We start from the raw sequence: 12,840 nt of genomic DNA, 5'->3' as shown, positions 1-12,840 counted from the left end.
TCTATCCTGGAGACCGCTTGGAACATTTATTCTATCTGCCAAGTCAGTTTTCAAGCAAGAATAAAGAGAAAATCTGTGAAACTCTAACAGAGATTTCTCGTATGTCAATCTACCACTTTAAACTCCCTTATGTCTTTAATCAAACTTTCTTCTGCCTTCCTAGGCATTTTTTGTGTCAGCTTGAGCTATGCTCAACTTGAAGTCTATAACGATTACGTGGGTGGTGGACATTCACAAGATATCATCATCAGTTCAAGCAGTAGTTATTCTGACCCCGATTGGGTTGATAATTCGGTACCGTTAAAAACCATCAATGGCGAGGGTTTGGATGGAAGAAAAGCCGAGGCTACAAGATTTCTTTATCAAGCTGCTCTCGGCGGTCGAAAAGTTGATATAGAGAGTCTATCTGCTACCCTCGATTTCGAGGGGTGGATTGATGAGCAAATGGAACTACCACAGACCAATTTTCTTTCCTTAACACGTCAAACATACTTGGCCGCAAGACAACGCAACGAAGATATAAATGGCACTTCAGCAGAATACGCTTATAATGAAGTCCACTTTCAGTTTGCATGGTGGCAAGCTGCGCTTTCCAGACAGGATGTGCTCAGGCAAAGAGTTGCTTTCGCTCTAAGCGAAATATTTGTCATTTCTACAGACTCAGATATCAGAAATGATGGTGACGGGGTGGCATCCTACTATAATATGCTCATGTCTAATGCATTCGGAAACTATCGCGAACTCATAGAAGATGTGACCTATCATCCGGCTATGGGAATTTACCTAAGTCATTTCCGAAATAGGGTTACAGATTTGGAGAATAATGTTTATCCCGATGAAAATTACGCCAGAGAAATCATGCAATTGTTTTCAATCGGTTTGTTCGAACTTGAGCAAAATGGCGCGCTGAAGCTAAACTCCGAAGACCTCCCCATACCTACCTACGATGCAGAAGATATAAGGAACATGGCAAAAGTGATGACAGGCTTGGGTGCCGGAGCAATTACAGACGAGGGAGTAGAAGATGGGAGAGAGTTAAATTTTAACTCTACGGCCAATATTCTCGACTACACCGTACCATTAGTCATGTACGACGAGTACCACGAAGAGGGGCAAAAAATTATTTTGGGAGACAAAGAAATTCCCGAAGGCCAAACGGGTGAAGAAGATATTGATATGGCATTGGACTATTTATTCAATCATCCCAATGTAGCTCCATTCATAGCCAGGAGACTGATTCAACAATTGGTGAAATCTAACCCCAGCCCATCATATGTATTGGATGTGGCTCAAACTTTCAATAACAATGGAGATGGAGTTCGCGGAGATCTTGCTGCAGTTGTAAAAGAAATATTGTTACATGAAGAAGCCAGAGATTGCTTATGGAAAGAGGAGCCAACGAATGGCAAGCTTAAATCGCCGGTAGGAAGATACATTCAAATGGCGCGAGAATTTGTAGATCGAGAGAATGTTTCAAAGTATTGGACATCCGGTTTTACTTTTGAAAATGAAACCTACCAGTTGCCCTTATCATCTCCATCGGTATTTAACTTCTATTTACCTGACCATCAACCAAACGGCGATATTTACGATCAAGATTTGTATGCGCCTGAGTTCGAAATACACAACTCGGTAACATCTCTTGGTTTTGCCAATCAGGCAGACATATGGGCGCGACAGCAGCAAAGCATCTTCTCAATATTCGACTTGGAGTATTTCGTACCACTGAAACAAGATGACTTGAAAGATCTTGCCAAAAATCCCGAGGTATTGGTAAACGAGATGGATATGCGCCTTTGTCATGGCGATATGACTGCCGAAACCCGCAGCACTATAATAGGAGCGTTAGAAGAAATGAATTTTGGAACTGAATATCTTCAAAACAGGGTAGAACTCGCATTTTATTTAACATTAATCAGTCCCGATTTTGCAATTCAGAAATAACCTATGAGCCCTAAGAACAAAAATATTCAGAGCAGACGGACATTCTTGAGAAATACAGGATGTGCTGCATTGGCAAGCACAACCCTGTTTTCTTCTTTGGTCAATATGAAAGCGATCGCAGCGGCAACACTTGACAAAAAAGAAGAATTTGGTGACTACAAAGCAATGGTGTGCATATTACTGGCGGGTGGAGCAGACTCGCACAATATGCTGATCCCTCGCGGTGGAATTGAATACAATGAGTATTTAACCACTAGGTCGAATCTAGCCATTCCACAAAGTCAAATCCTACCACTGAACCATACCGCAGTAAGCGGGAAACTTTTCGGAGTGCATCCTGAAATGCCGCAAACACAAAGTCTTTTCAACTCGGGAAAACTAGCCTGGTTGTCAAATGTGGGAACCTTGATTGAGCCCATTACTAAGGCACAATACGAATCAAATTCAGCATTAACCCCTCTTGGGCTTTTTTCACACTCAGATCAAATTAAGCACTGGCAAACAGGTAGGCCGGGAGATAGAACCGTACATGGTTGGGCAGGAAGAATGGCCGATTTGATTCAATCTCAAAATGCAAACAAAAACTTATCAATGAATGTATCATTGAGCGGAAACAATTTCTTTCAGAGTGGAAATAACACAAATGAGTTTTCTATAAAGTCATCAGGCGAGTTTGGTCTGGACGGATACGCTACTGAAAACAACTACCACACTATAAGAGACGCCGCAATTAATGATATGCTGGAACGAGACTATGCAGATATTTACAAAAAGACTTACATCAATACAATGAAGAAATCTCTGGAAGGCAGTCTGGAGATGGAAGAAGCTCTGGCTTCTGTTGGAGAATTTAACACGCAGTTCTCAAATACTAAGCTTTCAGATCAGCTAAAAATGATCGCAAAAGTAATAGGTGCTCGTGAGGAGCTAGGGTTTAGTCGACAGACCTTCTTTATTAATCTCAGTGGGTGGGATCACCACGATGAAATTCTTGAATCTCAACAAGAGCAATTACCAATATTAGATTCTGCATTGGGTGAATTCATGAGTGTCTTGGAAGAGCTTGGAGTAGACAATGATGTGACCACATTTACCATATCCGATTTCGGACGCACACTCACTTCAAATGGTGATGGTTCCGACCACGCTTGGGGTGGAAATGCAATGGTAATGGGAGGAGCAGTAAACGGCGGACAAATTTTCGGTGAGGCACCTTCACTTGAATTGGGTAGCGATTTAATGCTCCCGAGAGGAGTATTAATCCCAACTACTTCAGCTTCAGAATATTTTGCCGAATTGGCCGCTTGGTATGGTGTAAGTCAAGGAGATATTTTTGAAATTTTCCCCGATCTGGAAAACTTCTACTCGCCCGGAAGTGGATACCCCATCGGATTTATGGACCCAAACGCATAATAAAATGAAAAATCTCACACTGGTTTTAGCTCTTTTGGTGTCTGTGCAATTGTATTCGCAATGCTATCCTGATCGACACAATACATCTTGGAATGATGCTTGGTACTCTTGTGAAGAGTCCGAAAATCCTAATACTGAAAGAGACATGGGTCACTGGATCATGTATGATTTCAGACACAAATACAAGTTGGGACAAGGAAAGCTTTGGAATATAAACGCACCTGATCGATTGACCGATGGCTTCAATAGCTTCACTGTCGATTACAGTCTTGACGCTGAAAACTGGGAAACTCTCGGGGAGTTTACTGCATCGCAAGGCCCTGGAGATCCTCTGTACGAAGGCGAGGAACTATTTAATTTTGCAGGAGATTCAGCCAGATACGTACTACTAACTGCTGCCTCAAATTATGGAGGTGACTGCTACGGTATCGCCGAAATGCGCATAGATGTGGTAGACTTGGTGGAAGATTTAAACGAGACTCAAGACGAGTGCCTTTATGTAGATGTCTATCCTAATCCACACGAATCAAATTTCACACTGAATGTGGGAAGTTTTTGTGAGGGCCCCATATACTACCAATTGTATAATTCTTCGGCTGTTCAAGTAAAACAGGGTAATATACCCGAGGGTGGAATACAGAATTTCCAAATGACAACATCAGGAATTCCAAGCGGTGTGTACTATTTAGTGGTTATTCAAAACGGAAATTCCAAACAAACTCCGATTGTGAAAATCAACAATTGATGGTCTGGCGCTTTGCTCAATGTGTTTCTATTGCTAATTTCGGCAGAAATACTTCCCTATGAGCACTATGTCTGAAAAAACCGCTTCCGCGAAATCCGGTGCAAAAAAATTTCTACGTCGACTACTCGCAATCGTCATTGTCCTTTTTATTGCAGTTATGCTATTCTTCTATTATGGAGTTTACAGCTCAGGCGTAAGAGCTGGCGTAGTTCTAAAAGTCAGCAATAAAGGAGCGATCTTCAAAACGTACGAAGGACAGTTAGACCTACTCAGTTTTGGAGCGGTAAAAAGCGATAATCAACTTTCACAGACATTTGAATTTAGTATCGAAAAGGATAATACTGATTTAATTCAGGAATTAGAGGCGGTCGCACTTAGCGGAGAACGAGTAAGACTTCGTTACGACGAGAAATACGTCGTATTGCCTTGGAGGGGTGACACAAAGTATTTCGTAACTGAAATTGAACGAAGCGAAAAACCTGCTGTACCCAATAGAACGGGAGGAGAGTTTCCTCAATAAAGGTTTAGATCGACTTCACCTCGGTCATTACAAAACTACTTCTAACCTGACTGATATTTTCCAGTGAGGCGAGTTTTTTAGTGACGAAGTTTTGGTATGATTCCATGTCAGGAGTCATTACTCGAAGGAGATAATCAAATTGTCCCGCAACGTGGAGGCATTCGGTCACTTCGTTAAAGTCGACAATCTCCTTTTCAAACTTTGTCAAAAACTCCGTTCGGTGTTGATTCAGCGAAATGGAACATATGGCCATAATACTTCGCCCCATAAATTCACGATTCACCTTTGCACGGTAACCCAGAATCACACCGCTTCTTTCCAATCGTTTGATTCGTTCAAACACGGGAGTAGTACTCAGTCCAACTTTGATGGCAATTTCTTTTGTTCTAAGCTTCGAATCTGCTTCTAGCAACGTGAGAATTTTCATGTCCACGGAATCGAGAGAGATATTCATTCTGTTGAGTTCTTTTTGACCAACCTTAGCAGGTTTTTAATTCCATAATTTGAACTAATTTAGAATTATATTCTATTATATGAAATTCATTCAGACATTTCATACTTTTGAATAAACACTTTTGTCATGAAAAAATTGAAGCCCGAAAGTCTTATGATGTCCTATGGGTATCACCCTGAATGGTCAGAAGGAGCGATCAAATCACCCATATTTCAAACCAGTACATTCGAATTCAAGACCGCTGAAGAAGGCAAGCGATTTTTTGAAGTTGCTTACGGACATAAAAAAGCAGAGCCAAATGAAAAGTTAGGTCTGATCTACAGTCGGATCAACAACCCCGATTTAGAGATTCTAGAAAACAGACTCTGCCTTTGGGATGAAGCAGATGATGCAGCCGTTTTTGAAAGCGGTATGTCTGCGATATCTACGGTAATGCTTGAGTTTTTAAATCCGGGAGATTTACTCCTAATGAGCTCACCTGTCTACGGAGGTACTGATCACTTTACCAAGCACGTGTTGGATCGCTTCAAGATTAACGTGCTGGAGTTTTCTGCGCATGATTCTAACGAAGAAATTGAACAGCGACTAAGTGAATCGGGCTTAGCAGATAAGTTGGCTATGATCTATGTAGAAACACCTGCCAATCCTACCAATGCGATGATAGACTTGGAGGCCCTCTCAGCACTAGGAAAACAACACAGTTCGGAAGAAAGACAAGTTGTATTTGCGGTGGACAACACTTATATGGGGCCGCTGTGGCAACATCCGTTGAAGCACGGTGCCGACTTGGTAATATATTCGGCTACCAAATACATCGGCGGGCATAGCGACCTTATTGCGGGTGCTGTTTTGGGCTCAAAAGAACTCATGGGAAGAATTAAAACCTTACGCACTTTCTTGGGAAATATGGCAGGGCCTTGGACCGGCTGGTTACTCATGAGAAGTCTCGAAACGTTGAAAGTACGAATGACTCAACAAGCACAAAACGCAGAAGAGCTAGCAGTATTTTTAGATAATCATGCCCTTGTAGAAAAGGTTTACTACCCGTCGATTATGCGAAAGTCTGACGATCACCTTGACAAAATCATGAAGAAGCAGTGCCTTAGTAATGGCGCCATGATCAGTTTTGACGTGCGTGGGGGGGAGAAAGAAGCATTCGCTTTTCTCAACCGCTTGTCGTTGGTGAAATTGGCGGTAAGCCTCGGCAGCACAGAGAGTCTGGCTCAACATCCCGCCACTATGACCCACGTAGATGTTTCAGAAGAAGGGAGGCAAAAAATGAATATCACAGGTAAGTTGGTAAGGCTTTCTGTTGGAGTAGAAAATGTAGAAGACCTTAAATGGGATTTAGGCCAAGCACTTGAAGCCATTCAAGAAATAGAAAAGAAGCAAGTTCCGGCTTAAGTTTTGTTTGGTAACAAAATGCATTCTTCACTTGTTACTAAAAATAAAAACATGAGATTTCTCTTCTTTCTGACCTTTTCATTCTTGGTATCTTGCAGCACTGCACAGTACGAAAAGGACGAATCATTTGCCGAACTTCCGAAAAACACTGAAAATCTCTCCATAGCTACTTTTGCGGGAGGATGTTTTTGGTGCACTGAAGCTGTCTTCGAAAGAGTAGAAGGCGTAAAGTATGTCATCTCAGGGTACTCAGGAGGAGAGGGTGCCAACCCTACCTACCGCGAAGTAAGTACAGGAACAACAACCCATGCTGAGGCTATTCAAATATACTATGATGCTGATGTGGTAAGTTTCGAGACACTACTCGAAGTCTTTTTTCTTGGAGCCCATGATCCCACTCAAGTTAATCGGCAAGGACCCGATCGTGGACCACAATACCGGTCGATAGCTTTCTACAGAAATGACAGGGAAAAAAAAGCCATCCAATCCAAAATTGAAGAATTGGAAAACTCTAAGTTCGACAAACCAATTGCCACCCAAGTGGTAGAATTTAAAGTATTTTATCCGGCTGAGAAATACCACCAAGACTACTACCCCGCCAATCAAGGAAACGGCTATGTTCAGCAAGTCAGCAAACCAAAAGTGGAGAAATTTGAAAAATCTTTTCCGCAACTTCTTAAGGATGAATACAAGAAATAACCTTTCTTTAAACTCTAATTACGCTCACCCGAAAAAAATCAAAGTATGAACAAACTTTACACTCTTTTATTCTCAATAAGTATTGCGACAATTGTTTCGGCACAAACCACACACAATGTTACGGTCTTTAATTTTGGGTTTGATCCCGAAGTTCTCACCATTGACCAAGGCGACATTGTGATATGGACCAATACCGAAGGGTTTCACAATGTAGACGGTAATACAGAAACATTCCCTAATAATCCTGTGGCCTTTGGCAATGAGGCGAGCAGTGAACTATGGACATATCAATTCACATTTGAAAACGTCGGGAACTATGACTACCAGTGTGCTATACACCCTGCGCTAATGTCTGGGACTGTGATCGTTCAAGGTGTAAACAGCACTGATGATAAAGAAAAGCAGATCATGCGCGCTTTCCCCGTTCCTGCAAAAGATTTTGTGGTAATCAATGGACTGGAGGATTTCCCGGGCAAATCTCAACTCGTAGTATTTGACATAACGGGAAAGAAGACAATGGAGAAACTCGTATCAGCTAACGAACAAATAAATGTCAGCTCGCTAAGGGCAGGAATTTACCTCTTCAACCTTACGACCAGCGACAACGTCCGTTTTACCGGTAAAATATTAATTCGGTAGAATCGAACTCATTCGAATGGAATTATTCGAACCGTATCTAAGCTCAACCGAACAAGCATAAGCTCGTTTAGTTGAGCTTCTTTTTTGAGCCGGTTTTTCTTAGAAAGCTTGGGATCCCACTTTACCAAAAAGCTCGGAATGGTATCCACTCCATTCGTTTGAAAGTCTTTTTCGAAAGATGTAGCATAGGCTATGCTCTTGAGTTCAGAAAAAGTGATGGCCAGCTCCTTGCTCAAAACGTCAATATTAACTTCTGATTGAGCTCTGCGATTGAGTTCCCGCTCCAATAATCTGATTCGCTCTTCCTTGTCTTCCAGCAGCGCCTCGTTTCGATCATAAATATCTTTTACGATGTCTGCTCGAATACTGGCTTGGAGCTTTCCCGAAAGCAAGTCCAACTCTTTTTCATCATCTCTATTATCCCCATCAAAAACTTCAAGCTGACAGGTTTCCAGCCCGTAAGTTGGCAATTTTGAACGCCATTTAACTATTGTATCTTCAGGTATTTGAGAACCAAAAACAAAAACTTCAATGGTAGAAAGAGAATCGTTGTAAACAAAGTTTTGATTGACAATTCTGGCACCATCCATTTTGACCACCTCGGCTACGAAACTCTCTGCATGCCCTTTGAACCATGACTCTTTCAATACTCCCCAAAAAATCCAAAGACTAGGGAGAATTACGATAGTTGTAAAAAGAGCCATGTAAAATCTCACTCTCTTTTCTCGCTTGACATTGACGAATTTCCGCAGAGGAAATCGCAAGTATCTCACTCCAATCAAGGTCGCTGCACAAATGAAAATTGAGTTAAGTAAGAAGAGATAAAACGCTCCAAAAAAGAATGGCCAATTACCTGTAGCCAATCCAAATCCCGCAGTGCACAGCGGAGGCATGAGTGCCGTGGCTATCGCTACACCTGGAATTACATTGCTCTTCTCTTTTCGCGAACCTGCCACGATTCCTGCCACACCTCCAAATATGGCAACAAAAATATCGAGCGTGGTCGGTTTCGTCCTTGCCAAAAGTTCAGGCTGATATTCAACCAATGGAGTGAGAATAAAATATACTGTACTCGTGATCAAACTAATGCTCACCATCACACCAAAATTCTTCAAGGATTTGATCAACAGCTCGTCGTCGTTGGTACCAAGAGCGAGACCGATTCCCAAAATTGGCCCCATCAGCGGAGCAATAAGCATGGCTCCGATTATTACAGCGGGAGAATTTAGGTTGAGTCCGATAGAAGCTATGAAAATGGAACAGATAAGAATGTAGACCGTGTGACCTCTAAATGATACATCCTTGACAATTCCCTCTCGGGTTTTCTCGTAGTCGGTTTCTTCTCTTATGCTGAGTAAAGCAGAGAAAAAACGATAGAGTTCTAACCATAAAAGCGAAAAACGCCTTGCCAGATTTCTACTGCTCTCCTCTACTTTTTTCTCTTGCCCAATACGGGCGGTGTCCTCGTTTGATTTTGAATGTTCCTCTGCCATATGCCAAGATATAATCAGGCAAAATAGCAGAATTTTTCCTTCATTTTACTGAACGGAAAATTTCAAGACCTCAATTTCGAAAGAGTCTTGAATTCTTGCGACGTAGAATCCTTTTGGCAAAAAGGAAATATTGACACTTCCGCTAAAATCAGAGACATTATGTTCCAATACCTTTTCCCCTCTGATGTTTTGGATTGAAACATTTGCGAGCCCTCTTGAAGTGCCATAGTCCAAAGTCAATCCGTTCTTGTTATTCAATGAAAGGGACAAGGCAGAACCTGACTGCCAGCTACTAAAACTCCCCAAACCTTGCGCCGGGCAAAAAGCTCTGATCCTAAACTGTAAATCCAGTGTATTGTCTAATTGAGTCACTGAGAAAGAGGTGCCAAAAGAATTGATCGATCCAATAATGTTTCCGTCCAAACGTGCTTGAATTTGATACCCCAGTGCATCTTCTACCGGCTGCCAATCCAAAACAAAACCTGCTGCTTCTTCAGTTATCAGAAAAGATTGGGGTATTTCACAGTCAGCAGCACAAAGGAGAAAATCTCCTCCGAACACTTGACTTGTCCATTTGCCTTCGGCTTCTCCTGCCTGCAGTTCCGTTAGGAAGAATTCCCCTGACGAGCAATTTGAACGTAGATACTGATCGAGCCAAGGCAGCAATACATCAAGTACGCGCTCGTGCTGCTCCGATAAGGAAATAAATGGACCTGACGCAATGCAAGGAAATACCTCTCCTAAGTAGCAAAGGCTAGCACTGCCATCAGTAAAATTGCAATGAGAAGCATTGTCAATAGTTACCAAAGCCTTCTCTCCCGAAGGTAAGTTTTCAAAGATAGGCGACTGATTGGAAGCAACAGGCGTAACGCAATCCTCTTCGGCTGCAATTACGAGAGATGGCACATTTACATTTAAAGCTGCAGAAATCGCTGATGGATCTGTGTCGGCCGCAGCAAACGTTATCGTGGTGATGACATTGTCAGATTCAGACGCTCCCAAATAAGTCGCTCCTCCTCCCATGGAATGCCCCATAATAGCATACCGAGGTAATACTTTTCCTGAAAGGGGATTTCCACTGAGTTCACTTAACCGAATGATTTCCTCGGCACAAAAGCGAATGTCACGACCAAAATTCAAATGATCAGGAGCAGGAAGCAGTTGAGCTTCCGTCGAGGGCAAAACCAAAATGTAGCCATTGGTCGCTAAAACCTCACCTAACCACCCATATGCCGCAGGCTCAATGACGAAGCCATGCCCAAAAGACACCACGGGAAATCCGAGGGTAGAATTGGCAGGAGCGGTATTCGCACCACTCGTGTTTGACGGATAATAGAGCAATGCAGGGATCTCTCTATTTCTTTCGGAATCAAAAAAGGTGTATTCAGCAGTTCCGACTTCAAAGGATTGGGCATTACCAGTTATTCCCAAAAAGATAAGGGCAGCTGTAGCAAATAATTTGTGCATGACTAAACTTCGGTTTGAGACAATATCGTGGGTTTTTGTAAGATTTTCAATTTTTTGTCAAAAAGCTCTTCTGATGAAGGGCTTTTTAATACCTCGCTTTTTAACTTGGCACCCATGAAGTACATGGCAGCAATAATTATTAGTGTGTTCGTATTTAGCGCAAACGCACAGGATTATATCAAAAAGCGAGTCGTGAGCGAAGAAGGGATTCCACTGCCCTACTCCTCCGTCAGACTTCAACCGATCAGTGCGGGCGTGATTGCCAATGAAGATGGCTTCTTTTCCATCTCAAAAACCGTGCTTTTTGAGGCAGAATTCGTGCACATATCACACTTGGGATATAAATCGCTCAGTCTAAAACCAACTGAACTCGAAAAACTACCGATTGTCGCCTTGACGAAATCGATCAATGAATTAGGCCAAGTGAACATCTTGGCTGATAGTGAAAAAAAATGGGCTGAAATTATTTTTGAAGCTTTCCAAAAACGGAGAAACGAAGAATTGGAAGCTCAGGTCATCGGTCAGCTTACCGTGCGGTCATACCTGGAAGCCAGACCAATAGAAATTTTGGAAGGAGAAGGAATTGTACTTATCGACAATACCGGCGTACCTGAAGATTTGGAGTTTGCCTTTGTGCAAAGCAACGTTGATCCAACAAACGAAATTCAGTTTTTCAGCATTCACACCGCTGGATTGCTCAGTAAATTTTCGCCTTTTGAAAGGTCAGAAGTATCCGTTTGGCCTTTGCATCCCGGTAGACTCGGTAAAAGAAGTTTGCACAAGGATTTCCAAATAAATCTGGTTAATTACAATCATGAGACGGGCATATCAGAATTTGAACTTATCTCAAAATCACCTGAATTTCTTTCTGCCAAAGTCTGGATCTCCGAAGATGATCTTACCATTCTTCGATACGATATTTTTGGAGACAATCTGTCGAAACTGCCCATTCAATCCATAATCAAAGACAAGTCCATCACTGATTTCTCGATGAATCTCACAATGGATTTTGGCTCAGAATCGGGTCGACTCAATTACCTTCTATGGAATTACAATTTCAAATACGGAGATAAGGATAGAATTAATACTCAGGTAAAATTGCCGATAGTCAATGGTCAAATTGAACTCCCACGATTTCTTCGCAAGGACGAGTACCATGACTACGCTATGGCAGCCATTTTGCCACAAAAGGTGGAAGAGATAAATGAAGAAATGGCCAGAAGTCGATCGGCAAAGGATATTAAAGCTTTGGAAGCTCTTCAAACAGGTAGCAATTTGTTGGATATGGGGCTAATATTTTGGGGCAGGAATTTACCGCTTGACGTTTCAACCATTCCCGAAAACACTGAATACGAAAAGGTCTCATACGACGCATTGGCAGACCCCTCACAAATCCAGTCTCTGAAAGATAAATTCAGACTCGCGTTCAACTCGGTAGTTTATGAAACTTCCGGAGGAAAATATGAGCACCGCACCTTCCTTGACCAAATGAATTCAGCCATCCCCGCTATTTCAAATTTGGAAGTGGCGCTGCTCGTCAACTTAATTTTCGACGAACATGACTATGCAGCTCAGCGCATTTCTAACGCAGCTACCAAGGAAAACATAAATGCACTAACAGAGTCTGAACGGGATGAACTCCAGCTAAGAACGGACAGGCTTCTGATAAATTCCCGTGGAGCCACTGACCTGGTTTATCTACTCGAAAGAAACTACTCTAATTATGAATTGCACCGAATTGATCGATTCTATCAACTGAACCAAAAGATACTGGACAGTGCCATTTTTGCGAGATTCAACAAACACTTGAACCCGGGATTTACCGAAGACCTCGCCTTGGCTTTCATGCTGAATGGCGAATACGACAATGCGCTAAAGGAAATAAAATCGGTAAAAGACCCAAGTGCACAATCTATCTATTTGCAGGCTTTGATTTATTACTTTAGTGGTGATTGCAAAAAGTTCAGAATCCATCTGAAGAAGGCCACTGAAGAAGGTTACAAAATACCTGCAGAAGTGACTGACTTCTGTCTATAATTAAAAGTTATTACACTTTCGCAAT

11 protein-coding genes are annotated in these 12,840 nt (G+C 42.1%); 8 read left to right on the top strand and 3 right to left on the bottom strand.

The window, feature by feature from the left end:
- The first annotated feature begins 129 nt into the window (after positions 1 to 129).
- Genes O3Q51_02575 through O3Q51_02560 form a run of 4 tightly spaced genes read left to right on the top strand, consistent with a single transcriptional unit; the run spans position 130 to position 4,622 of the window.
- Entirely contained in the window at positions 130 to 1,944 is a 1,815-nt protein-coding gene (locus O3Q51_02575) for a DUF1800 family protein (GenBank protein ID MCZ4407678.1), read from the top strand.
- Positions 1,945 to 1,947: 3 nt separating this feature from the next.
- Positions 1,948 to 3,357 (top strand): DUF1501 domain-containing protein, encoded by a 1,410-nt coding sequence (locus O3Q51_02570; GenBank protein ID MCZ4407677.1) that lies wholly within the window; start codon positions 1,948 to 1,950, stop codon positions 3,355 to 3,357.
- 4 nt (positions 3,358 to 3,361) lie between these two features.
- Positions 3,362 to 4,102 (top strand): T9SS type A sorting domain-containing protein, encoded by a 741-nt coding sequence (locus O3Q51_02565; protein ID MCZ4407676.1) that lies wholly within the window; start codon positions 3,362 to 3,364, stop codon positions 4,100 to 4,102.
- Between the two features lie 58 nt (positions 4,103 to 4,160).
- The gene (locus tag O3Q51_02560; protein ID MCZ4407675.1) at positions 4,161 to 4,622 is read left to right on the top strand and encodes a 6-phosphogluconate dehydrogenase; all 462 of its coding nucleotides are present in this window, start codon (positions 4,161 to 4,163) and stop codon (positions 4,620 to 4,622) included.
- 4 nt (positions 4,623 to 4,626) lie between these two features.
- Here O3Q51_02560 and O3Q51_02555 read toward each other — a convergent pair whose 3' ends face one another.
- Positions 4,627 to 5,076, bottom strand: a complete 450-nt coding sequence (locus tag O3Q51_02555; GenBank protein MCZ4407674.1) for an Lrp/AsnC family transcriptional regulator — start codon at positions 5,074 to 5,076, stop codon at positions 4,627 to 4,629.
- A 126-nt stretch (positions 5,077 to 5,202) separates the two neighbouring features.
- On the opposite strand from O3Q51_02555, the gene O3Q51_02550 reads away from it, so the two are divergent.
- The 3 genes from O3Q51_02550 to O3Q51_02540 are packed head-to-tail and all read left to right on the top strand — an operon-like array spanning position 5,203 to position 7,818.
- Positions 5,203 to 6,480: a cystathionine gamma-synthase family protein gene (locus tag O3Q51_02550; protein MCZ4407673.1), complete on the top strand. Its 1,278-nt coding sequence runs from the start codon at positions 5,203 to 5,205 to the stop codon at positions 6,478 to 6,480.
- A gap of 51 nt (positions 6,481 to 6,531) precedes the next feature.
- Positions 6,532 to 7,179 (top strand): peptide-methionine (S)-S-oxide reductase MsrA, encoded by a 648-nt coding sequence (gene msrA / locus O3Q51_02545; GenBank protein ID MCZ4407672.1) that lies wholly within the window; start codon positions 6,532 to 6,534, stop codon positions 7,177 to 7,179.
- 45 nt (positions 7,180 to 7,224) lie between these two features.
- Positions 7,225 to 7,818: a T9SS type A sorting domain-containing protein gene (locus O3Q51_02540; GenBank protein MCZ4407671.1), complete on the top strand. Its 594-nt coding sequence runs from the start codon at positions 7,225 to 7,227 to the stop codon at positions 7,816 to 7,818.
- Positions 7,819 to 7,826: 8 nt separating this feature from the next.
- On the opposite strand, the gene O3Q51_02535 is transcribed toward O3Q51_02540, so the two are convergent.
- Both O3Q51_02535 and O3Q51_02530 read right to left on the bottom strand, forming a co-directional pair.
- Complete coding sequence (locus O3Q51_02535; GenBank protein MCZ4407670.1) at positions 7,827 to 9,311, bottom strand: TIGR00341 family protein; 1,485 nt, start codon at positions 9,309 to 9,311, stop codon at positions 7,827 to 7,829.
- Positions 9,312 to 9,356: 45 nt separating this feature from the next.
- Entirely contained in the window at positions 9,357 to 10,778 is a 1,422-nt protein-coding gene (locus tag O3Q51_02530) for a hypothetical protein (protein MCZ4407669.1), read from the bottom strand.
- A gap of 114 nt (positions 10,779 to 10,892) precedes the next feature.
- Between O3Q51_02530 and O3Q51_02525 the strand changes: the two genes are divergently transcribed.
- On the top strand, positions 10,893 to 12,815 hold the full coding sequence (locus tag O3Q51_02525) for a hypothetical protein (protein MCZ4407668.1): 1,923 nt from the start codon (positions 10,893 to 10,895) through the stop codon (positions 12,813 to 12,815).
- Positions 12,816 to 12,840: the final 25 nt, after the last annotated feature.

Source organism: Cryomorphaceae bacterium 1068, from assembly GCA_027214385.1.
GTDB lineage: Bacteria > Bacteroidota > Bacteroidia > Flavobacteriales_D > Cryomorphaceae > JAKVAV01.
This window is presented reverse-complemented; position numbering and strand designations above follow the sequence as displayed.